This window comes from Nocardioides sp. PD653-B2 (assembly GCF_002117935.1).
Taxonomy (GTDB): Bacteria; Actinomycetota; Actinomycetes; order Propionibacteriales; family Nocardioidaceae; genus Nocardioides.
Genome location: NZ_BDJE01000006.1, coordinates 15744 through 36393, shown reverse-complemented (window position 1 = coordinate 36393; position 20650 = coordinate 15744). Strand labels below are relative to the sequence as shown.

At 72.0% G+C, this 20650-nt stretch carries 23 protein-coding genes; 18 read left to right on the top strand and 5 right to left on the bottom strand.

From position 1 onward, the window contains the following. Genes PD653B2_RS02620 through PD653B2_RS02610 form a run of 3 tightly spaced genes read left to right on the top strand, consistent with a single transcriptional unit; the run spans position 1 to position 2097 of the window. Positions 1–1251: a SufS family cysteine desulfurase gene (locus PD653B2_RS02620; protein WP_085870770.1), complete on the top strand. Its 1251-nt coding sequence runs from the start codon at positions 1–3 to the stop codon at positions 1249–1251. Between the two features lie 5 nt (positions 1252–1256). Next, positions 1257–1727 carry a Fe-S cluster assembly sulfur transfer protein SufU gene (gene sufU, locus PD653B2_RS02615; protein ID WP_085870769.1) on the top strand — a complete coding sequence of 157 codons (471 nt, stop codon included), beginning with the start codon at positions 1257–1259 and terminating at the stop codon, positions 1725–1727. After that, positions 1720–2097 carry a metal-sulfur cluster assembly factor gene (locus PD653B2_RS02610; RefSeq protein ID WP_085870768.1) on the top strand — a complete coding sequence of 126 codons (378 nt, stop codon included), beginning with the start codon at positions 1720–1722 and terminating at the stop codon, positions 2095–2097. Before sufU ends, PD653B2_RS02610 begins: the two co-directional genes overlap by 8 nt. A 100-nt stretch (positions 2098–2197) precedes the next feature. Here the strand turns inward: PD653B2_RS02610 and PD653B2_RS02605 are convergent, their stop codons facing one another. Continuing rightward, on the bottom strand, positions 2198–2701 hold the full coding sequence (locus PD653B2_RS02605; protein WP_133059105.1) for a hypothetical protein: 504 nt from the start codon (positions 2699–2701) through the stop codon (positions 2198–2200). Between the two features lie 98 nt (positions 2702–2799). Here PD653B2_RS02605 and PD653B2_RS02600 point away from each other — a divergent pair, with 98 nt between their 5' ends. The 5 genes from PD653B2_RS02600 to PD653B2_RS02580 are packed head-to-tail and all read left to right on the top strand — an operon-like array spanning position 2800 to position 7361. After that, positions 2800–3423, top strand: coding sequence for an acVLRF1 family peptidyl-tRNA hydrolase (locus PD653B2_RS02600; protein WP_085870766.1), 624 nt, complete (start codon positions 2800–2802; stop codon positions 3421–3423). Then, positions 3420–3929, top strand: a complete 510-nt coding sequence (locus tag PD653B2_RS02595) for a metallophosphoesterase family protein (protein WP_085870765.1) — start codon at positions 3420–3422, stop codon at positions 3927–3929. Before PD653B2_RS02600 ends, PD653B2_RS02595 begins: the two co-directional genes overlap by 4 nt. Positions 3930–3959: 30 nt before the next feature. After that, a complete protein-coding gene (locus tag PD653B2_RS02590) occupies positions 3960–4874 on the top strand; it encodes an ABC transporter ATP-binding protein (protein ID WP_085870764.1) in 915 nt (304 codons plus the stop codon). After that, a complete protein-coding gene (locus PD653B2_RS24170) occupies positions 4871–6442 on the top strand; it encodes an ABC transporter permease (protein WP_089503868.1) in 1572 nt (523 codons plus the stop codon). Before PD653B2_RS02590 ends, PD653B2_RS24170 begins: the two co-directional genes overlap by 4 nt. 10 nt (positions 6443–6452) lie before the next feature. After that, positions 6453–7361 (top strand): phosphotransferase, encoded by a 909-nt coding sequence (locus PD653B2_RS02580; RefSeq protein WP_085870762.1) that lies wholly within the window; start codon positions 6453–6455, stop codon positions 7359–7361. Here PD653B2_RS02580 and PD653B2_RS02575 read toward each other — a convergent pair. Further along, on the bottom strand, positions 7358–8287 hold the full coding sequence (locus tag PD653B2_RS02575; protein WP_085870761.1) for a KPN_02809 family neutral zinc metallopeptidase: 930 nt from the start codon (positions 8285–8287) through the stop codon (positions 7358–7360). The two genes, PD653B2_RS02580 and PD653B2_RS02575, sit on opposite strands and share 4 nt — an antisense overlap. 78 nt (positions 8288–8365) lie before the next feature. Here PD653B2_RS02575 and PD653B2_RS02570 point away from each other — a divergent pair, with 78 nt between their 5' ends. Genes PD653B2_RS02570 through PD653B2_RS02550 form a run of 5 tightly spaced genes read left to right on the top strand, consistent with a single transcriptional unit; the run spans position 8366 to position 14482 of the window. Then, the gene (locus PD653B2_RS02570; protein ID WP_085870760.1) at positions 8366–9964 is read left to right on the top strand and encodes an ABC-F family ATP-binding cassette domain-containing protein; all 1599 of its coding nucleotides are present in this window, start codon (positions 8366–8368) and stop codon (positions 9962–9964) included. A gap of 26 nt (positions 9965–9990) precedes the next feature. Beyond that, the gene (locus tag PD653B2_RS02565) at positions 9991–10776 is read left to right on the top strand and encodes an enoyl-CoA hydratase/isomerase family protein (protein ID WP_085870759.1); all 786 of its coding nucleotides are present in this window, start codon (positions 9991–9993) and stop codon (positions 10774–10776) included. Between the two features lie 9 nt (positions 10777–10785). Continuing rightward, positions 10786–12669: an ABC transporter ATP-binding protein gene (locus PD653B2_RS02560; RefSeq protein ID WP_085870758.1), complete on the top strand. Its 1884-nt coding sequence runs from the start codon at positions 10786–10788 to the stop codon at positions 12667–12669. A 51-nt stretch (positions 12670–12720) separates the two neighbouring features. Then, entirely contained in the window at positions 12721–13725 is a 1005-nt protein-coding gene (locus PD653B2_RS02555) for a beta-ketoacyl-ACP synthase III (protein WP_242665110.1), read from the top strand. Between the two features lies 1 nt (position 13726). Further along, the gene (locus PD653B2_RS02550) at positions 13727–14482 is read left to right on the top strand and encodes an SDR family oxidoreductase (RefSeq protein ID WP_085870757.1); all 756 of its coding nucleotides are present in this window, start codon (positions 13727–13729) and stop codon (positions 14480–14482) included. On the opposite strand, the gene PD653B2_RS02545 is transcribed toward PD653B2_RS02550, so the two are convergent. Then, positions 14368–15336: an SURF1 family protein gene (locus PD653B2_RS02545; RefSeq protein WP_085870756.1), complete on the bottom strand. Its 969-nt coding sequence runs from the start codon at positions 15334–15336 to the stop codon at positions 14368–14370. The two genes, PD653B2_RS02550 and PD653B2_RS02545, sit on opposite strands and share 115 nt — an antisense overlap. A 70-nt stretch (positions 15337–15406) precedes the next feature. Between PD653B2_RS02545 and moaA the strand changes: the two genes are divergently transcribed. Then, entirely contained in the window at positions 15407–16405 is a 999-nt protein-coding gene (gene moaA / locus PD653B2_RS02540; protein ID WP_085870755.1) for a GTP 3',8-cyclase MoaA, read from the top strand. Between the two features lie 46 nt (positions 16406–16451). Here moaA and PD653B2_RS02535 read toward each other — a convergent pair whose 3' ends face one another. Together PD653B2_RS02535 and PD653B2_RS02530 are read right to left on the bottom strand one after the other, a co-directional pair. Next, positions 16452–16649 carry an acetone carboxylase gene (locus PD653B2_RS02535; RefSeq protein ID WP_207559527.1) on the bottom strand — a complete coding sequence of 66 codons (198 nt, stop codon included), beginning with the start codon at positions 16647–16649 and terminating at the stop codon, positions 16452–16454. Between the two features lie 126 nt (positions 16650–16775). Continuing rightward, positions 16776–17120 carry a DUF3099 domain-containing protein gene (locus tag PD653B2_RS02530; RefSeq protein WP_085870753.1) on the bottom strand — a complete coding sequence of 115 codons (345 nt, stop codon included), beginning with the start codon at positions 17118–17120 and terminating at the stop codon, positions 16776–16778. Between the two features lie 55 nt (positions 17121–17175). Between PD653B2_RS02530 and PD653B2_RS02525 the strand changes: the two genes are divergently transcribed. Genes PD653B2_RS02525 through PD653B2_RS02510 form a run of 4 tightly spaced genes read left to right on the top strand, consistent with a single transcriptional unit; the run spans position 17176 to position 20650 of the window. Continuing rightward, positions 17176–17391, top strand: coding sequence for a dodecin (locus PD653B2_RS02525; protein WP_085870752.1), 216 nt, complete (start codon positions 17176–17178; stop codon positions 17389–17391). Between the two features lie 42 nt (positions 17392–17433). Then, entirely contained in the window at positions 17434–18159 is a 726-nt protein-coding gene (gene fabG, locus PD653B2_RS02520; protein WP_085870751.1) for a 3-oxoacyl-ACP reductase FabG, read from the top strand. 3 nt (positions 18160–18162) lie between these two features. Beyond that, positions 18163–18936, top strand: coding sequence for an enoyl-ACP reductase FabI (fabI, locus tag PD653B2_RS02515; protein WP_085870750.1), 774 nt, complete (start codon positions 18163–18165; stop codon positions 18934–18936). Positions 18937–18961: 25 nt separating this feature from the next. Then, complete coding sequence (locus tag PD653B2_RS02510) at positions 18962–20650, top strand: Mur ligase family protein (RefSeq protein WP_085870749.1); 1689 nt, start codon at positions 18962–18964, stop codon at positions 20648–20650.

The following is a 20650-nucleotide window of genomic DNA, read 5'->3' as shown; positions in this document are numbered from 1 at the left end:
ATGACGACGACCCAGCTGGCCGGCCTCCTCCCTGAGCTGGAGGTGATCCGCGCAGACTTCCCGATCCTCGAGCGAACTCTCGCGGGCGGTCTGCCGCTGGTCTATCTCGACAGTGCCAACACGTCGCAGAAGCCGCAGGTGGTCATCGACACGATGGTCGACCACCTCGAGCACCACAACGCGAACGTCGCGCGGGCGATGCACCAGCTCGGTGCGGAGTCCTCCGAGGCGTTCGAGGCGGCTCGCGACCAGGTGGCCGCGTTCGTCAACGCCCCGTCGCGCAACGAGGTGGTGTTCACCAAGAACGCCACGGAGGCGCTGAACCTGCTGGCCCGCACGATCGAGCTCGGCCCCGGCGACAACGTCGTGATCACCGAGATGGAGCACCACTCCAACATCGTGTCGTGGCAGCTGGCCTGCGAGAGGTCTGGCGCCGAGCTGCGCTGGTTCGGGCTGACCGACGACGGCCGGCTCGACCTCTCCGACGCCGACCGGCTCGTCGACGAGCACACCAAGGTCGTGGCCTTCACCTGGGTCTCGAACATGCTCGGCACGATCAACCCGGTGGCCGACCTCGCCGCGCGTGCGCGTGCGGTCGGCGCGGTGTCGGTGGTCGACGCGTCCCAGGCGGCCCCGCAGCTGCCCGTCGACGTCCGCGCCGCCGGGTGCGACTTCCTCGTGTTCACCGGTCACAAGACGGTGGGCCCGACCGGCATCGGCGTGCTGTGGGGGCGCGAGGAGCTGCTCAACGAGCTCCCGCCGTTCCACGGCGGCGGCGAGATGATCGAGACCGTGACGATGGCACGCTCGACGTATGCGCGAGCGCCGCACCGGTTCGAGGCCGGCACCCCGCCCATCGTCGAGGCGATCGGCCTCGGCGCCGCGGTCGACTACCTGGCCCACATCGGGCTGGACGCGATCCACCGGCACGAGCAGACGATCACGGCGTACGCCCTCGAGGGTCTCGCGACCGTGCCCGGCCTGAAGGTCCTCGGCCCGCTCGACGCGGCCGACCGCGGCGGCGCGATCTCCTTCGAGATCGACGGCGTGCACCCCCACGACGTGGCGCAGGTGCTCGACTCGCGCGGCATCGCTGTGCGGGCGGGCCACCACTGCGCCAAGCCCGCGCACGCCCGCTTCGGCGTGCAGAGCTCGACCCGGATGTCGTCGTACCTCTACACGACGCCGGGCGAGATCGACGCGCTCGTCGAGGGCCTGGAATACACCCGCTCGTATTTCAAGTTGGGTTGAGTGAGATGACTCAGGAACTCGACGCGCTCTACCAGGAGATCATCCTGGACCACTACAAGAACCCTCACCACAAGGGCCTGCGCGACCCCTTCGAGGCCGAGGTGTTCCACGTCAACCCGACCTGCGGTGACGAGGTCACCCTGCGCGTGCACCTGCACGACGGGGTCGTCGAGGACGTGTCGTACGACGCCGTCGGCTGCTCCATCTCGCAGGCGTCCGCGTCGGTGCTGACCGACCTCGTGATCGGCAAGCCGGTCGACGAGGCCATGGCGATCCACCAGGACTTCCTGACCCTGATGCAGGGCAAGGGCAACGTGGAGCCCGACGAGGACGTGCTGGAGGACGGCATCGCGTTCGCCGGCGTCGCCAAGTTCCCCGCGCGCGTGAAGTGCGCACTACTGTCGTGGATGGCCTGGAAAGACGCCACCGTCCAGGCCGGATCACCAACACACCAAGAGGAGTCGAACCATGGCTGACCACAGTGACCTCCCCGATGTCCCCGAGGCTGTGCTCTCCGGTGGTGGCGTCGGCACCTCGACCGTCTCGCTGGACGACGTCACCGAGGCGATGAAGGACGTCGTCGACCCCGAGCTGGGCATCAACGTCGTCGATCTCGGCCTGGTCTACGACCTGCACCTCGACGAGGGCTCCAACCTCGTCATCGACATGACCCTGACGTCCGCGGCCTGCCCGCTGACCGACGTGATCCAGGACCAGACCAACTCGGCGCTCGAGGGCCTCGTCAACGACGTCGCCATCAACTGGGTCTGGATGCCCCCGTGGGGCCCCGACAAGATCACCCCCGACGGCCGCGAGCAGCTGCGCGCCCTCGGCTTCAACGTCTGAGGTGCGACCGCGGACGACGTGAGCGGTCGCGACCCGACGAGGTCGAGCGAGACCGCGACGGTCGGTGCGCCGGTGGAACAGTCACTTCTCGGGCGACGCCTCAGTCGGCCGCGCACTTCGGGCCGGCCTGCGCCGGGGCCCGGTAGGTGTAGTCGGTGCCGTGGCTGCGCACCACGATCGTGGCAGTGACCTGACGACAGGCGCCGTAGACGTGGAACTCGAACGGGAAGTTGAGCAGCTCCTCACTCGGCCGGCGGTCGAAGGTGCCGTACCGCTCCCCGTAGTTGTCGCGGTCGTCGAGCTGCACGGTGTACGACCTGATCTTCGAGGCGACCCGAGGGCTTTCGTAGCTGTCCGGCACGACGCAGAAGTCGCGGTGCCCGAGGTCGGTCACCGTGAGGTCCGCGCGCAGCTTCGGCGCGCCCTGGGCGACCGCACGGAAGTGGGTGACGTGCTGGCGGTCGATGTCCGTCTGGGGGCACGAGACGTCGGCCGGCGCGAGGGTGGTCGGGACCGCCTCCCGCGGTGGGGCGTCGTCGGCACCGGAGCAGCCGGTGGCCACGATCAGGACGGTGACAGCGGCCAGCGCCGCAGAGGGCCTCACGGCGATCACCCCTACCCGCTCCAGGCTCGGTCCACGCCTCTCGCCCGGCGATGGGACGGCACGCCCGACCTGCTTCCGGCATGCCCTAGCGTCGGCGTGTGACCGTCTCCGTGCCCGCAGAGCGCTTCGAGCGCTGGGTCCTCAACTTCCAGGGCCGGCACGGCGCGACCGGGCTCGGCGTCGCCGAGGGCGCGCTCACGGGGGCGGCGGCCGACGGCTCGACCTTCACCGCCCGGCTCCCGTTCGACCGGTCGTACGACGGGCTCCCCGACGCCGCGGCCTTCCGCGCCGAGACGACCGCGCCCGACGACTGGGGCGTGCTGCTGGTGCGCAAGGGCGGCTTCGCGGTCGCCCGGCTCAGTGGCACCACGACCCGGGAGAGCAAGGTCGGCCAGCGCCACGTCCAGGGCCGCACCAAGGCCGGGGGTCAGAGCCAGCAGCGGTTCGCGCGACGGCGCGACAACCAGGCGCGCCAGGCCTACGAGGCCGCGGCCGACCACGCGGCCCGGATCCTCACGGAGGGTCTCGACAAGCTCGACCACCGGCTGCCGGTGGTGACCGGCGGGGACCACGGCGCCGTCGAGGAGGTGCTGGCCGACAGCCGGCTCAGGCAGCTCACCGTGGTGGAGCCGTGGCTGGCCGTCCCCGATCCGAAGCGCGGGATCCTCGAGCAGGCCGTCGTCGATGCGTGCGCGGTGCGGGTCGAGGTCGTCAACGCATGACCCGGTTGCTGCTGATGGCCGACACCCACGTCCCGAAGCGGGCCCGGGACCTGCCTGCTGCCCTCTGGTCGGCGGTCGAGCAAGCCGACGTGGTCGTCCACGCAGGCGACTGGGTCGACGTCTCGCTCCTCGACCAGCTGGAGGCGCGCTCCCGCCGTCTCGTCGGGGTCCACGGCAACAACGACGGGCCCGAGCTGCGGGCCCGTCTCCCGGAGGTGGCCCGGGCGACGATCGGCGGCGTCCGGTGGGCGGTCGTCCACGAGACCGGCGCCGCCCAGGGGCGCGAGCAACGATGCGAGGCGGCGTACCCCGATGTGGACGTCCTCGTCTTCGGGCACAGCCACATCCCGTGGGACACGACCGCGGCCTCCGGCCTGCGGCTGCTCAACCCCGGGTCCCCGACCGACCGCCGGCGCCAGCCGTACTGCACCTTCCTGACAGCGACCGCGGTCGACGGCACCCTGGCCGACCTCGAGCTCCACCGGCTGCCGCCGCGGATCCGCTAGCTTCCCGGGCGCCGGGAGTACCGTCGCGACGTGGACACGAACGTGATCGACATCGCCGGTCTCGTGAAGACGTTCGGCCACGTGAGCGCCCTCGACGGGCTCGACCTCACGGTGGCGAAGGGCGAGGTGCACGGCTTCCTGGGGCCGAACGGGGCCGGGAAGTCGACCACGATCCGGGTGCTGCTGGGCCTGCTCCGTAAGGACGACGGCGAGGTGCGGCTGTTCGGAGGTGACCCCTGGCGCGACGCGGCGCGGCTGCACGGGCGGCTCGCCTACGTGCCGGGCGACGTCAACCTCTGGCCCAACCTCACCGGCGGCGAGGTCATCGACCTGCTCGGCCGGCTCCGGGGCGGCCTCGACGAGCGGCGCCGGGCCGACCTGCTGCAGCGCTTCGACCTGGACCCGGCCAAGAAGGGCCGCAGCTACTCCAAGGGCAACCGGCAGAAGGTCGCGCTGATCGCGGCGCTGGCCTCCGACGTCGACCTCCTGGTGCTCGACGAGCCCACCTCCGGGCTGGACCCCCTCATGGAGTCCGTCTTCCGCGAGTGCATCGACGAGTTCCGCAGCGAGGGTCACACCGTGCTCCTGTCGAGCCACATCCTCGCCGAGGTCGAGCGCCTGTGTGACCGGGTGAGCATCATCCGGTCGGGCGCCTGCGTCGAGTCGGGGACGCTCGCCGACCTGCGTCATCTGACCCGTACGTCGGTCACCGCCGACCTCGCGTCCGCGCCGGTCGGCCTCGACGCGCTCCCCGGCGTCCACGACCTCGAGATCGACAACCACCGGGTGCACCTGGAGGTCGACACCACGGCGCTCGACGCCGTGCTCGACGCCCTCCAGGCCGCCGGTGTGCGATCGCTGACCAGCCAGCCGCCCACCCTCGAGGACCTGTTCCTGCGGCACTACGGCGACCGGATCGACGGGGAGGAGGACGGCCGGCGATGACCGGGACCCTAGTCCTCCTGCGGGCCTTCCTGCGCCGCGACCGCTGGATGTACCTCTGGTGGCCGGTGGGCATCGCGATCCTCTACGTCAGCCAGGGCTGGAGCGTCGACGGCCTCTATGCGACCCAGGCGGAGTTCGACAAGGCGGCGGCCGGGATGGAGAACAACGCCGCGCTGATCGCGATGGCCGGGCCCGCCCGGGCGCTGAACACCACCGGCGGGCAGGTGACCTGGCAGTCCGCGGCGTTCGGAGCGATCCTGGTCGGCCTGATGAGCATGTTCATCGTCGGCCGGCACACCCGCGCCGAGGAGGAGACCGGACGCGACGAGCTGCTCCGGGCGGCGCCCGTGGGCCGGCACGCCGCGATGACGGCCGCCGTCCTCGACGCCGGGCTGGCCAACCTCGTGGTCGGGGCCGTCACCGGCGCCGGCCTGGTCGCCTACGGGCTGGCGCCGGCCGACTCGATCGGTCTGGCCGCCGGGCTCACGCTCTGCGGCTGGTCCTTCACCGGCACGGCCCTGGTCGCCGCGCAGCTGACGACGAGCACGCGCGCGGCGTACGGCCTCGCCGGCGCGGTGATCGGCCTCTCCTACGCGCTGCGCGCGCTCGGCGACATCAGCGCCGCGGCGTTGAGCTGGATGTCGCCGATCGGCTGGTACCAGGCGATGCACGCGTTCTCGGGGCTGCGGTGGTGGCCCGGGCTGCTGCTCCTCGCGGGAGCGGGCATCACCGTCGCGGTGGGGTACGCCGTGTTCGACCGCCGGGACTTCGGGTCCGGGGTGCTGCCCGCCCGGCCCGGCCCCGCCCGCGCCAGCCGCAGCCTCGGCACCGGACTCGGCCTGGCCTGGCGGCTGCAGCGCGCCGCACTGGCCGCCTGGGCGGTCGGCCTGCTGCTCGGCGGGCTGGCCTTCGGGACGATGGGCGACGACGTCGGCGACCTCGTCGGCGACTCCCAGACGTCGCGGGACCTGGTGCTCCAGGGGAGCGGTGACATCGTGGACGGCTTCTACGCGATGCTCATCGTGATGCTGGCGATGCTCGCGGCCGGGTTCGCGATCTCGTCGGCGCTGCGCCCGCGCGGCGAGGAGGACGCCGGCCGCGTGGAGGTGCTGCTCGCCACCGCGCTCCCGCGCTCCACGTGGCTGGCCGGTCACGTCGCCGTCACCGTGGCCGGCACCCTGACGGTCCTGGTCCTCGCGGGCGCGGGCCTCGGGACGAGCTATGCGCTGGTCACCGGTGACGGGAGCGCGGTCGCCCGGATGACGGTGGAGCTGCTGATGACGGCCCCGGCGGTGCTGGTGCTGGCCGGGTTCGCACGGCTGCTGCACGGGCTGCTGCCCCGGGCCGCGCTCCTCGCCTGGCTGGCGCTGCTGCTCTCGTACGTCGTCCTCATCTTCGGGGAGCTGCTCGACCTGCCGCAGTGGTTCCAGGACCTCTCGCCGTTCGAGCACCTGGCGCTCGTGCCCGTCGAGCCCTTCCGGTGGACGCCCTTCCTGGTCCTGGCCGCGGTCGCCGCCGCACTGAGTGTCGCGGGCCAGATCGCCTTCCGCAGGCGCGACGTGCACTAGCGTCTGCCTCATGTGGCAGCCCGAACCGGGATGGCTAGCACTCCCGGGAGCCACCGGCGCCTCGACGGTCGGCGTCTGGCGTACGGTCCTCGGCGACCAGCCGGTCGTCGTCAAGCGGCTGGCCGCGCCCTCCGAGCACGACCCCGCGGAGCTCGGCAACCCGCGGCACTTCGCCTACTGGCGGCGGGCCGCCGACGTCGTGACCAGCGACATCGTGGCCGCGGCGCCGGGTCTCCGACCGCCGCCGCTGGCCGCGATCGAGGAGGACGTGGAGGGCATCACGATCACCCAGGAGTGGGTCGAGGACGCCTCGCTGAGCGGGCTCTTCGTGGCGCACGCGCTCGGCCGGTTCGCCGGCGCCCAGCTCGCGCCCGCCCCGTGGCTGGCGCGCAACCTGCTCCGCGACCGGCTGGACCGGGTCGAGCGGCGTGGGGGCTGGACGACACTGGCCCGGACGACGGTCGCCGACGTCGCCGACCACCTGTGGTCACGCCGGGCGGAGTTCCTCGCCGCCGCCGACGCGCTGGTGCAGGTGCCGCAGCACGGCGACCCGGTGCCGGCCAACCTGCCCGGTCGAGACGGCGACGACGTCGTCGCGATCGACTGGGGGACGCTCGGCACCGGCCCGGTCGGTGCCGACCTGGGCTACTTCGCGCTCGCCGCCCGCGAGGAGCTCGAGCCGCTGCTCGATGCCTACCTGATGGGACTGCCGGAGGGTCTCGCCACCCGCGAGGAGGTCACCCTCGGCGCGCGGGTCACCGCCGTCTTCACGGTCCTCAACCGGGCCGAGTGGGCGCTGGCCCGGGTCGCCGGGGGAGAGGGCGCCCTTGCGGGCAAGTACCGCCACCCCTCGGTCGCGCCGCACCTGCGCGCGCTGCAGCGGCAGTTCACCCACCTCGAGGCGTTGATCGACTCCTAGAGGGCTCCTGCGGCGAACGTGTCGCAGGCCTTCAGCGTGCCGTCGTGGTAGCCGGTGAGGAACCACTGCACCCGGGACTTCGCCGAGCCGTGGGTCCACGACTCCGGGTCGACGTCGCCGCCCGACGCCTCCTGGATCCGGTCGTCGCCGACCGCGGTGGCCGCGTCGATCGCCTGCTGGATGTCGTCCTCGGTGAGGTCCTGGATCAGCACGTTGCCGTCGTCGTCCTCGGTGGTCGTGGCGGCCTTGGCCCACATCCCGGCGTAGCAGTCGGCCTGGAGCTCGAGGCGTACGGCGTCGCTCTTCGGGCCCTGCTGGGTCTTCACCCGGCCCATGGTGCCGAGCAGGTTCTGGATGTGGTGGCCGTACTCGTGGGCCAGCACGTAGGCCTCCACGAACCCGCCGTCCGGCCCGCCGAGCTGCTGCTCCAGGACGTCGTCGAAGAACGTCGTGTCGAGGTAGATCGTCTGGTCGCTCGGGCAGTAGAAGGGCCCCACGTCGGCGGTCGCGGCGCCGCAGCCGGTGCCGATCCCGTCGGTGAAGGTCTCCACCTTCTTCTCGGGCTCGAACGCCGTGCCGGACTGGTCGGGCAGCGCGTCGGACCAGTAGTCGGTGAGCGAGTTCTCGACGGCCACCCGCGCGCAGTCGGAGCTGTTGTTGGCGTCCTCGCCGCTGTCGCACTTCTCGTAGCGCCCGGTGTCGGACATCCGGCTGTCGTCGTACGAGCTGCCACCGCCGGAGCCGCCGCGGGCCACCATGCTGATGACCACGACGATCACGATGATGACCAGCGTGCCGATGCCACCGCCCGCCGCGCCGCCGGGGATCGGGATGCCACCGCCACCGCTCGCACCCCGACCCGCGCCGGAGCGGCCGGCGTCGCCCATCCGACGGGTGTTGAGCCGAGCCTTCGGGTTGAACCGCATCCGCACTCCTTGACGTGACCTGGGACACCAGCGCCGATGCCCGGAAGGACCGTACCCGCACCTAGAATTCGTACCCTCATGATCACCACCCACCAGCTGGAAGTCCGTGCCGGCGCGCGCCTGCTCATGGAGAACGTCAGCTTCCGGGTGGCGGCCGGTGACAAGGTCGGTCTCGTCGGCCGCAACGGCGCCGGCAAGACGACCCTGACCAAGATCCTCGCGGGCGAGGCCCAGCCCGCCAGCGGCACCGTGCAGACCACCGGCGAGGTGGGCTACCTGCCGCAGGACCCGCGGATCGGCGACCCCGAGGTGCTGGCCCGCGACCGGATCCTCTCGGCACGCGGCCTCGACGACGTCGTACGCCGGCTGCGCCAGTCCGAGACCGAGATGGGCAGCGACGACGTCGCCGTCCGCGAGCGGGCGATGCGCCGCTACGAGCGCGCCGACGCCGAGCTGCACGCCGGCGGCGGGTACGCCGCCGAGTCCGAGGCCGCCACGATCGCCAGCAGCCTCGGCATCGAGGAGCGGATCCTCGCCCAGCCCCTCAAGACCCTCTCCGGTGGCCAGCGCCGCCGCGTCGAGCTGGCCCGGATCCTCTTCTCCGGCGCCGAGACGCTGCTGCTCGACGAGCCCACCAACCACCTCGACGCCGACTCCATCGTCTGGCTGCGCGAGTTCCTCAAGGCCCACAAGGGCGGGCTGATCGTGATCAGCCACGACAACGCGCTCCTGGAGCAGACCGTCAACAAGGTGCTGCACCTCGACGCCAACCGGGGTGAGATCGACGTCTACAACATGGGGTGGAAGGCCTACCTGACCCAGCGCGAGACCGACGAGCGACGTCGCAAGCGCGAGCGGGCCAACGCCGAGACGAAGGCCAAGACCCTCACCGACCAGGCCAACCGGATGCGCGCCAAGGCCAGCAAGGCCACCGCGGCGCAGTCGATGCTCAAGCGCGCCGAGAAGATGATGGCCGGCCTCGAGGGCGAGCGGCAGAGCGACAAGGTGGCGCGGATCAAGTTCCCCGCCCCGGCGCCGTGCGGCAAGACGCCGCTCACCGCCGCCGAGCTGTCGAAGTCGTACGGCTCGCTGGAGGTCTTCACCGACGTCGACCTGGCCATCGACAAGGGTTCACGCGTGGTCATCCTCGGCCTCAACGGCGCCGGCAAGACGACGATGCTGCGGATCCTCGCCGGCGTCGACCAGCCCGACACCGGCGAGGTCGTCCCGGGCCACGGGCTCAAGGTCGGCTACTACGCCCAGGAGCACGAGACCCTCGACGTCAGCCGCACCGTGCTCGAGAACATGCAGAGCGCGGCGCCGCAGCTGACCGATACCGAGGCCCGCTCCGTGCTGGGCTCGTTCCTCTTCTCGGGCGAGGACGCCCACAAGCCCGCCAAGGTGCTCTCGGGTGGCGAGAAGACCCGCCTGGCGCTGGCGTCGCTGGTCGTCTCGAGCGCCAACGTGCTGCTCCTCGACGAGCCCACCAACAACCTCGACCCCGCCTCCCGCGAGGAGGTGCTGGCCGCGATCCGCACCTACGAGGGCGCGATCATCCTGGTCACCCACGACGAGGGCGCCGTCCGCGCGCTCGAGCCCGACCGGGTGCTGCTGCTGCCCGACGGTGACGAAGACCTCTGGAACGACGACTACGCCGACCTGGTGTCCCTGGCCTGACGGGGGCCCCCTCTATCGTTCGCACCATGGACGAGAAGACGCTCGAGGACGCCGGCCTGCTGTACGACGTGACCGGTGCGGTCGCGACGATCACGCTCAACCGTCCACAGGTGCGCAACGCGCAGACACCGACCATGTGGCACGCCCTGGCGGCCATCGGCGACGAGCTGCCCGACGACGTCCGCGTGGTCGTGGTGAAGGGCTCGGGCGCCGCCTTCTCGGCCGGGCTCGACCGCAGCATGCTCGACCCCAGCAGCGCCGGCGAGGGCTCGGTGGCGTCGCTGATGACGCAGTCCGACGAGGACGTCTCGGCGGCGATCGACGGCTTCCAGCGGGGCTTCACGTTCCTGCGCGACCCGCGCTTCGTGTCGATCGCCCAGGTGCAGGGCTACGCCATCGGCGCCGGCTTCCAGCTGGCCCTGTCGTGCGACCTCCGGGTCGTCGCGGACGACGTGCAGTTCTGCATGAAGGAGTCGGCGCTCGGCCTGGTGCCCGACCTGACGGGAACAAAGCCGCTCGTCGAGAGCGTTGGCTACGCCAGGGCGCTCGAGATCTGTGCCACGGCGCGGATGGTCGGCGCGGACGAGGCCGTGGACATCGGGCTCGCGCTCGCCGCCGTACCCGGTGACGAGCTGGACGCGACCGTGGCCGATCTGGTGGCGGCCCTGACGGCGCCGCTGGCCGGCGCCGTACGGGAGACGAAGGCACTGCTCCAAGGAGCCTCCGACCGGAGCCTGGACGACCAGCGCCGGCTGGAGCGTGAGGCGCAGACGCGGAGGTTCCGCGAGCTGGTGGCGTTGATGGGTGGGTAGGGAGACGTGATGTCGGGGATGCAGGGCTCGGGCGCCGCGTGGCGCCACCTGCGGTCGGACCGCAGCATCGTCCACAACCGGATCGAGCGGGGGACCGTCCGCCGGGTCTTCGGGTTCGCCCGGCCACACCGCCGCCTGATCACGGTCTTCCTGGTCCTCACCGTCATCGACAGCGGCCTGGTGGTCGTGACGCCGCTGCTGGCGAAGCACATCATCGACGACGGCATCGTCGGCGGCGACAGCCGCCTGATCACGATCCTCGCGCTGGCGATGGCCGCGACGGCGATCGTCAGCGCCCTGCTCTCCGTCGGCGAGGGCTGGCTCTCGTCGCGGATCGGCGAGGGCCTGATCTACGACCTGCGCACCCGCGTGTTCGGGCACGTCCAGCGGCAGTCGCTCGCGTTCTTCACCCGCACCCAGACGGGCGCGCTGGTGTCGCGCCTCAACAACGACGTCATCGGCGCCCAGCGCGCGTTCACCTCGACCCTGTCGAGCACCGTCGCGAGCATCATCTCGGTCGTGGTGGTCGGCGTCGCCATGCTCGCCCTGAGCTGGCAGGTGACGCTGCTCTGCCTGGCGATCTTCCCCCTGATGCTGCTGGTGTCGCGCTGGGTCAGCGGCCGGCTGGCCGGGCTCACCCGCCAGCAGATGGACGGCAACGCCGACATGGGCAACGCCATGACCGAGCGCTTCAACGTGGGCGGCGCCATGCTGCTGAAGCTCTTCGGCCGCCGCGACGAGGAGGACGCGCTCTTCGCGACCAAGGCCGCGACGGTCCGTGACCTCGGCGTCCGGATCTCCCTGCTCACCCGGGTCTTCGCGGCCTCGATGATGGCGGTGCCGGCGCTCGCCACGGCCCTCGTGTACGGCGTCGGCGGCCACCTGGCCGTCGACCAGACCCTGACCGTCGGCACCCTGATCGCGCTCGCGACCCTCCTGCTGCGCCTGCTCGGCCCGCTGCAGAGCCTCTCCAACGTGCGGATCGACGTGATGACCGCGCTGGTGAGCTTCGAGCGCGTCTTCGAGGTGCTCGACCTGCCCTCGCTGATCGAGGAGAAGCCGGACGCCGTCGCGCTGCCGCGCTCGGCCTCGCGCCTGGAGTTCGACCACGTCGCGTTCGGCTACCCGCGGGCCGAGGAGATCTCGCTCGCCTCGCTCGAGACCATCGCCCGCAAGGAGTCGCGCGAGGGCGGCCCGGTGCTCACCGACATCGGCTTCGTCGCCGAGCCCGGGCAGATGGTCGCCCTGGTCGGGCCGTCCGGCGCCGGCAAGACCACGATCACCCACCTGGTCGCCCGGCTGTACGACGCCGACGCGGGCGTCGTGCGCGTCGGGGGCCACGACGTACGCGACGTGACGCTGCAGTCGCTCGAGGACGTCGTCGGCTACGTCACCCAGGACGCCCACATGTTCCACGACACGATCCGCGCCAACCTGCTCTACGCGCGCCCGGGCGCCGACGACCAGGACGTGTGGGCCGCGCTCGAGGCCGCCCAGATCGCGGGCCTGGTCCGCGCCCTGCCCGACGGGCTCGACACCGTGGTCGGCGACCGGGGCTACCGGCTCTCGGGCGGCGAGCGCCAGCGCCTGGCGATCGCCCGGCTCCTGCTCAAGGCGCCGTCGATCGTCGTGCTCGACGAGGCGACCGCCCACCTCGACAGCGAGTCGGAGGCCGCCGTGCAGCGCGCCCTCGACGCCGCGCTCGAGGGCCGCACGTCCCTGGTCATCGCCCACCGGCTCTCGACCGTCCGCAACGCCGACCAGATCCTGGTGGTCGACGGCGGCCGGATCGTGCAACGCGGCACCCACGCCTCGTTGCTGGCCGACGGCGGCCTGTACGCCGACCTCTACCGCACCCAGTTCGTCGAGGACCTGCCTCCGACGCCGGTCTGAGGGGTCGTAGCCTTCGACCTGGATCACCCGGAGAGAAGGCAGGGAACCACAGTGACGAAGATCAGCCAGCGGTCAGGGGCGGCCGCGACCGCGATGCTCGGGCTCGGCGTCTACCGCCCGGAGCGGGTGGTGACGAACGACGAGATCTGCGAGGTGCTCGACTCCAGCGACGAGTGGATCCAGAGCCGCTCGGGCATCCGGACCCGGCGCTACGCGGGCGAGGACGAGAGCCTGCTCGACATGGCCACCATCGCGTCCGAGCGTGCGCTCGCCGCCGCCGGCGTGGCCGCGACCCAGATCGGCACCGTCATCCTCGCGACGTCCACGCACGTCCAGCACACCCCGGCCGCCGCCCCGATCCTGGCCGACCGGCTGGGCTCGCGAGCGGCGGCGTTCGACGTGTCCGCGGGCTGCGCGGGCTTCTGCCACGCGCTCTCGGTCGCGTCCGACCTGGTGCGCGGCGGGAACGCCGGTCACGTCCTGGTGGTCGGCGTCGAACGGCTGAGCACGTTCATGGACCCGACGGACCGGGGCACGGCCTTCATCTTCGCCGACGGGGCCGGCGCGGTCGTCGTCGGACCGGCCGAGGAGGCCGGCATCGGTCCCGTGGCCTGGGGGTCGGACGGCTCGCAGTCCCACGTGATCACCCAGTCGATGCGCTGCGACGAGCTCGACCAGGAGCACCCCTTGGTCGTGCGGATGGAGGGCACCGCGGTCTTCCGCTGGGCGCCGTTCGCGATGGCCGACGTCGCCCGGGAGGCCGTGGACGGCGCCGGTCTCGCGATGACCGACCTGGACGCCTTCGTCCCGCACCAGGCCAACCTGCGGATCACCGAGACCCTGGCCCGCAACCTGAAGCTCCCGGACGGCATCGCGATCGCGCGCGACGTCCAGGACTCGGGCAACACCTCGGCGGCGTCCGTGCCGCTCGCCATCGAGGCGATGCTCCGCAAGGGCGAGGCGAAGGTCGGCGACACCGCTCTGCTGATCGCCTTCGGGGCCGGGCTGAGCTACGCGTCTCAGGTGGTCACCATCCCGCCCGTCGCGGGCCTCTGACATGGACCTGGACCTCACCGACCGGGTCTTCCTCGTCACCGGCGGCACCCGCGGGCTCGGCCGCGCCACCGCCGACGCCCTCGTCGCCGAGGGCGCCCGCGTCGTGCTCTCGAGCCGCAGCCCGGAGTCGGTGCGCGGCGCCGTCGGCGAGCTCGGCGACCGGGCCACGGGCGTGGTGGCGGACATCGCCGACACCGACACCCCCGACCGGCTCGTCGCCGCCGCCCAGGAGCGCTGGGGGCGCCTCGACGGCGCCCTGATCAGCGCCGGGGGCCCGCCCATCGGCCCGGTCACGGGCATCACCGACGAGCAGTGGACGGCGGCGTTCGGGTCGGTGTTCCTCGGCGCCGTCCGCCTGGCCCGCGAGGTCGGGCAGGCGCTCGCGCCGGGCGGGTCGATCGCGTTCGTGCTCTCGACGAGCGTCCGGTCACCCATCGCCGACCTGGCGATCTCCAACGGGCTGCGGCCCGGGCTGGCGATGGTCGCGAAGACGCTGGCCGACGAGCTCGGCCCGGCCGGCGTACGGGTCAACGGGCTGCTCCCGGGCCGGTTCGGCACGGAGCGGGTCGTCGAGCTGGACGCCGCGAGCGGCGACCCCGTGGCCTCCCGTGCCGCGTCGTCGAAGACGATCCCGCTGGGGCGCTACGGGGAGCCGGAGGAGTTCGGTCGGGTGGCCGCCTTCGTGCTGTCGCCGGCCGCGTCCTTCGTGTCGGGCTCGATGCTGCCGGTCGACGGCGGGATGCTGCGCACCCTCTGACCCCGCTCCCGGCGCTCCTGCTCGTAGGCGCGCTGGTAGGCCGCGCGCACCGCCTGCTTCTTCGCGATCTTCTCGTGCTGCTTCTGCTTGCGCGCGGCCACGACGGTCTCGCGGGCCGGGCCGCCGGAGCCCTTGCCCGAACGGCGCTCGTCCCAGGCGAGGTAGCAGAACCCGAAGATCGCCAGGAGCCCGAAGAACCACCACTGCAGGCCGTAGAAGAAGTGCGGCCCGTTGTTCAGCTCGGGCAGCTCGACCGGCTCCAGCGCGTCGGCGGGCGAGCCGTCCTCGGACTTGAGCTCCACGAACCCGCCGTACACCTCGCGGTCGAGAGCGGCGCCGATCTCCTGGCTGGAGATCGCGCGGGTGGAGTGGTCGCTGACCGAGGCGCTGTCGGTCGCATCGGCTCGCACCCAGCCCTCGACGGTCACCTCGCCGTCGGGCGGGGCGGGGACGTCGTCCGGGCCGGCGCCCTGGTTGTCGGAGGCCATCCAGCCCCGGTCGACGACCAGCGCCGTCCCGTCGGCGGTCACCAGGGGCACCACCACGTCGATCCCCGACGCGCCGTCACGGGTGCGGTAGCGCACGATCACGGTGTCGTCGGCGTCGTAGGTCCCGGTGGCCGTGACGATCCGCCATTCGTCGTCCTCGTCGACGGTCCCGCCGGGGGAGAGGACGTCGGCCACCGGCGCCGGCGGCTTGTCCTCGTTGGCACGCACGACCGCGTTGCTGTCCTTGCGGTCGGCCAGGCGGTGGAACTGCCACTCGCCGAGCCACCAGGTCGCGTAGCAGAGCACGCCCACCACGAGCGCGAACAGCAGCCAGCGCCGACTCAGGAGGAACCGGAACGAGCGCACCCGTCGAGGTTATCCGGCGGCGCAGCATGCGGCGCCGCCGGCTGTCAGGGCCGCCTCCTAGACTGTGGTGATGACGACACGCAGCCTCGACGACCGCTACGGACGGGTGGCGACCGACCTGCGGGTCTCGCTGACCGATCGATGCAACCTGCGCTGCTCCTACTGCATGCCCGCAGAGGGACTCGACTGGCTGCCCGACGACTCCGTGCTGACCGACGACGAGGTGGTGCGCCTGGTCCGCATCGGCGCCGACCTGCTCGGCATCCAGGAGGTGCGGTTCACCGGCGGCGAGCCGCTGGTCCGCCGTGGCCTGGTCGACATCGTGCGCCGCAGCCACGAGGTCGCCCCGCACCTCGATCTGTCCCTCACCACCAACGCCCTCGGCCTGGCGCGGACGGCGGGCACGCTCGCCGCCGCCGGGCTCGACCGGGTCAACGTGAGTCTCGACAGCATCCGGCCCGAGACCTTCGCCGCCATCACCCGTCGCGACCGCCTCCAGGACGTCCTCGCCGGCCTCGAGGCCGCCCGCGACGCCGGGCTCGGACCGGTGAAGATCAACGCCGTCCTGATGCGGGGCCACAACGACGACCAGGCGGCCGAGCTGCTGCGTTGGGCGATCGCCGAGGGCTACCACCTCCGCTTCATCGAGCAGATGCCGCTCGACGCCCAGCACGGCTGGAGCCGCGACGGCATGGTCACCGCCGACGAGATCTTCGGCCGGCTGGAGAAGGAGTTCGTGCTCACCCCGGCCGCCGAGCCGCGGGGAAGCGCCCCGGCCGAGCTGTTCTCGGTCGACGGCGGCCCCGCCACGGTCGGCGTGATCGCCTCGGTCACCCGGCCCTTCTGCGGCGACTGCGACCGGGTCCGGCTCACCGCCGACGGCCAGGTCCGCAACTGCCTCTTCGCCCGCGAGGAGTCCGACCTCCGCGGCGCGCTGCGCGGTGGTGCGACCGACGAGGAGATCGCCGACCGCTGGGTGGTCGCGATGCGCGGCAAGCGCGCCGGCCACGGCATCGACGACCCGACGTTCCTCCAGCCCGACCGCCCGATGTCGGCCATCGGCGGATAGCTGCCGGGGTCGAGACGGTTGCTGGCGCAACCTGCTCGACCAGCAGCTACTCGTGCGGGACGACGTCCTTGAGGAAGCCGCGGGCGCCGAGGAACTCCGAGAGCGAGGTCTTGTGGTCGTCGCAGGCCAGCCAGGTCTTGCGGCGCTCGGGCGTGTGCAGCTTGGGGTTGTTCCAGAGCAGCTGCCACGTCGCGGGCGCCTGGCACCCCTTCGCCGAGCACAGGTCGACGTCAGCCTCGGTCACGGTGTCCTCTCCCACGACATGTGAATGGTGCCGGACAGCCACGGGGGAAGCCGTCCGGCACCAGTGCGAACCGAGACGGGGGAGACCCGGCTCGCGTCCGGCAGTCTGCCATCTGGCGAACCGAAGTCAAGGACGGTCTGGCCCGGGGTCGGGCCCCGACTTCGGCCCGGTGGTGAGCTCAGGACGACCGTACTGGCCGTCGACGAGCGAGAATCCGTCGGACTTCGCACTGGTCGCGTTGGCCATGACGACCGCGACGTACGGCAGGATCAGCGCGCCCGCGATCAGGATCGGCCACAGCCAGCCGACGTGCGCCAGGGCGGCGACGATCGCTCCCACGAAACACAGCGACCGCAGGGTCATCGAGAGGAGGTAGCGCCTCTGCCGAGTGGCGATGTCGACGTCCCGGCTCGACGCGGCAGTCGTGATGCGGACCGCCGCGTCCTGCTCACGTCGCAGGTCCCGGGCCATGACCGCAACTGTACGTCGGTAGTGTCAGCCACCCACGCTCCCCCTGGAGGTCATCATGTCCAACCGCACCTACCGCGTCTCCGAGATCGTCGGCACGTCGCCCGACGGCATCGACGCGGCCATCCGCAACGGCGTCGAGCGCGCCGGCAAGACGCTGCGCCACCTGGACTGGTTCGAGGTCACCCAGGTCCGCGGCCAGGTCAAGGACGGAGTCGTCGAGCACTTCCAGGTCGGCATCAAGGTCGGCTTCCGGCTGGAGGACGACGAGTGACCCGGTTCGGCGTACCCGGCAGTAGTCGCTAGCGTCGCCCCCGTGAGCGAAACCGAGGAGACCACGGCCAGGTCCGTCCTGGTCACCGGCGGCAACCGGGGGATCGGGCGCGCGATCGCGGAGGCGTTCGTCGCGAACGGCGACCGGGTCGCCGTCACCACGCGCAACGGCGGTGCGCCCGACGGAGCGCTCGACGTGCGCTGCGACATCACCGACGCCGGGCAGGTCGAGGCGGCCTTCGCGACCGTCGAGGAGGCGCAGGGGCCGGTCGAGGTGCTGGTGGCCAACGCCGGCATCACCGCCGACACGCTGCTCCTGCGGATGTCCGACGACGACTGGTCCTCGGTGATCGACACCAACCTCACCGGCTCCTTCCGACTCGCCAAGCGCGCCTCCAAGGGCATGCTGCGGCTCCGCCGCGGCCGGATCGTCTTCATCTCCTCGGTGGTCGGCCTCACCGGCTCCGCCGGGCAGGTCAACTACGCGGCGTCGAAGTCCGGCCTGGTCGGCATGGCCCGCTCGATCGCCCGGGAGCTCGGCTCGCGGTCGATCACCGCGAACGTCGTCGCGCCGGGGTTCATCGAGACCGACATGACCGGGGTGCTCACCGACGAGCAGAAGGCGCTCATCAAGGCGCAGGTGCCGCTGGGACGCTACGGCGCCGCGGAGGAGATCGCAGAGACCGTGCTGTGGCTGACCGGCCCCGGCGCGTCGTACGTCACCGGGGCTGTCATCCCGGTCGACGGTGGACTCGGAATGGGGCACTGACCTATGACTGGCATTCTCGACGGCAAGCGGATCCTGGTCGCCGGCGTGACGATGGACAGCTCCATCGGGTTCGCCACGGCCAAGGTCGCCCAGGAGCAGGGCGCGACCGTGCTGATCTCGAACTTCGGCCGGGCGCTCGGCATCACCCGCCGGATCGCGAAGCGGCTGCCGGTCGAGCCGCCGGTGCTCGAGCTCGACGTCACCGACGACGAGCACCTAGCACGGCTCCCCGAGCTGGTGCGCGAGCACGTCGACGGGCTCGACGGCGTGGTCCACTCGATCGCGTACGGCAACCCCGAGACGCTGCTGGGCGGCAAGTTCCTGACCGGTCCGTGGCCGGACGTCGCGCAGGCCGTGCAGGTCTCGGCGTACTCCCTGAAGTCGCTCGCGGAGGCCTGCCGGCCGCTGATGAGCGAGGGCGGTTCGGTGGTCGGGATGACCTTCGATGCGACCGTTGCCTGGCCGGCGTACGACTGGATGGGCGTGGCCAAGGCCGCGCTCGAGTCGACGTCGCGCTACCTGGCCCGTGACCTCGGACCCCACGGCATCCGCTGCAACCTGGTCTCCGCGGGTCCGCTCAAGACCCTGGCCGCCAAGGCGATCCCCGGCTTCGAGGACCTCGAGTCGATGTGGAGCGAGCGCGCCCCGCTGGGCTGGGACAACACCGACCAGCAGCCGACGGCCGAGGCCGTGTGTGCGCTGCTGTCGGACTTCTTCCGCGCCACCACCGGCGAGATCATCCACGTCGACGGCGGCCTGCACGCGATGGGTGCCTAGCACCCCAGACCGGTACCGTGCCCGCGTGGCCTCACTCGTCGAGCTCCGTGTCCTCGAGGGACCGAACCTCTACTTCCCTCGCGCCGCCATCAAGCTGACGCTGGACATCAGCGCGCTGTCCGGGGTGTCGGAGGAGACGGCGTCCCGGTTCGCGAAGCGGATCGGACTGGCCAACGCCCGCCCCGGGGCGCCCGACTCCGGCTTCCGCCAGCGGTTCGCGCTGCGCGCGGTGAGCCGGCTGGTGCGCGCGGTCGCCGGGGAGTCCGGCACGGCGCGCCTCGGGGTGCGCGTCCGGCCGACCTCCGACCAGCACCAGATCGTCGTCGCCTACCCGTGGGTGCACCGCGAGCGCGCCCAGGTGATGGGCCGCGCGGTCGCCGAGGTGCTCGACGCGATCCAGACCCCGGAGCTGGAGGAGGCCGTCACCGCTGCCGCCGAGCGCGTCCACGCCGCCGAACCGGGCGCCCGGCCGCACACGCTGACCCCGAAGGTCCCCGTCGTGGCCGTCACGGGCACCAACGGCAAGACGACGACCTCGCGGATGATCGCCCACATCGCGCGCACCGACGGCCGCATCGTCGGTTGGTCGAACACGGACGGCATCTACATCGACGGCGAACTGGTCGAGGCCGGCGACTACTCCGGACCGAGCGGCGCCGCGCAAGTGCTCGCCCACGACAACGTGCGCTTCGCCGTCACCGAGACCGCCCGCGGCGGGATCCTGCTCAAGGGCATCGGCCTGACCCGCAACGACGTCTCGGTCGTCACCAACGTCTCCGCCGACCACCTCGGCCTCCAGGGCATCGACACCGTCGACCAGCTCGCCGAGGTGAAGTCGGTCGTCGCCAGGATCACCCGCAAGGACGGCTGGGCGGTCCTCAACGCCGACGACCCGCGCGTGCTCGCGATGCGCTCGGTGATCAAGGCCCGGCCGTGGGTCTTCTCCCGCGACCCGGACTCGCCGGCCATCCGCGAGGTGCTGTCGGCCGGGGGCCGGGCCACGACCGTGATCGACGGCTGGGTGGCGGTGCTGCTGCCGAACGCCGACCCCGACCCGCTGATCGAGCTTGTCGACGTGCCGATGACGCTCGCCGGACTGTCCCGCTTCAACGTCGAGAACACCCTCGCGGCCGTCTCCGCGTCGCTCGCCGCCGGGATCCCGCGCGAGGTCGTGGTCGACGGCCTGCGGACGTTCCTCCCGGACGCCGAGCACAATCCGGGCCGGATGAACTTCTTCTCCCTCGGCGACGTCTCCGTGGTCATCGACCTCGCCCACAACGAGGCCGGGCTCGAGGCGCTGATCGAGATCATGAACGGCGTGCGTCGCCCCGGCAGCCGGCTGCTGCTCGGGCTCGGCGTCGTGGGCGACCGGCAGGACGACCTGATCGAGAAGCTCGGCGAGATCGCGGCGCGTGACAGCGACGTGCTGGCGATCGGGCACAAGGAGAAGTACTTGCGGGGCCGCACGGCCGAGGAGCTGGAGGCACTGATGCGCGCGGGCGCCGAGCGGGTCGGCGTCACCGGGATCCCGGCGTACCCGACCGAGGTCGCCTGCCTCTCCGCGCTGGTCGGTCAGGCGCTCCCCGGGGACGTCGTCGGCCTGATGTGCCATGCGGAGCGCCAGGAGGTCTACGACTGGATCGCCGAAGAGGGCGGCACGCCGGACTCGCCCGAGACGCTCGCGGCGAAAGTGCGGGCCGCGGGACCGGCCTGA

What these genes read in the sequence shown, in the direction of transcription:
- PD653B2_RS24170 (WP_089503868.1), top strand. Translation starts at nt 4,871, where the DNA reads ATGACCGGGACCCTAGTCCTCCTGCGGGCCTTCCTGCGCCGCGACCGC.
- PD653B2_RS02525 (WP_085870752.1), top strand. Translation starts at nt 17,176, where the DNA reads ATGTCCAACCGCACCTACCGCGTCTCCGAGATCGTCGGCACGTCGCCC.
- PD653B2_RS02570 (WP_085870760.1), top strand. Translation starts at nt 8,366, where the DNA reads ATGATCACCACCCACCAGCTGGAAGTCCGTGCCGGCGCGCGCCTGCTC.
- PD653B2_RS02595 (WP_085870765.1), top strand. Translation starts at nt 3,420, where the DNA reads ATGACCCGGTTGCTGCTGATGGCCGACACCCACGTCCCGAAGCGGGCC.
- PD653B2_RS02620 (WP_085870770.1), top strand. Translation starts at nt 1, where the DNA reads ATGACGACGACCCAGCTGGCCGGCCTCCTCCCTGAGCTGGAGGTGATC.
- PD653B2_RS02580 (WP_085870762.1), top strand. Translation starts at nt 6,453, where the DNA reads ATGTGGCAGCCCGAACCGGGATGGCTAGCACTCCCGGGAGCCACCGGC.
- sufU (WP_085870769.1), top strand. Translation starts at nt 1,257, where the DNA reads ATGACTCAGGAACTCGACGCGCTCTACCAGGAGATCATCCTGGACCAC.
- fabI (WP_085870750.1), top strand. Translation starts at nt 18,163, where the DNA reads ATGACTGGCATTCTCGACGGCAAGCGGATCCTGGTCGCCGGCGTGACG.
- PD653B2_RS02575 (WP_085870761.1), bottom strand. Translation starts at nt 8,287, where the DNA reads ATGCGGTTCAACCCGAAGGCTCGGCTCAACACCCGTCGGATGGGCGAC.
- PD653B2_RS02560 (WP_085870758.1), top strand. Translation starts at nt 10,786, where the DNA reads ATGTCGGGGATGCAGGGCTCGGGCGCCGCGTGGCGCCACCTGCGGTCG.
- PD653B2_RS02610 (WP_085870768.1), top strand. Translation starts at nt 1,720, where the DNA reads ATGGCTGACCACAGTGACCTCCCCGATGTCCCCGAGGCTGTGCTCTCC.
- PD653B2_RS02550 (WP_085870757.1), top strand. Translation starts at nt 13,727, where the DNA reads ATGGACCTGGACCTCACCGACCGGGTCTTCCTCGTCACCGGCGGCACC.
- PD653B2_RS02565 (WP_085870759.1), top strand. Translation starts at nt 9,991, where the DNA reads ATGGACGAGAAGACGCTCGAGGACGCCGGCCTGCTGTACGACGTGACC.
- PD653B2_RS02530 (WP_085870753.1), bottom strand. Translation starts at nt 17,120, where the DNA reads ATGGCCCGGGACCTGCGACGTGAGCAGGACGCGGCGGTCCGCATCACG.
- moaA (WP_085870755.1), top strand. Translation starts at nt 15,407, where the DNA reads ATGACGACACGCAGCCTCGACGACCGCTACGGACGGGTGGCGACCGAC.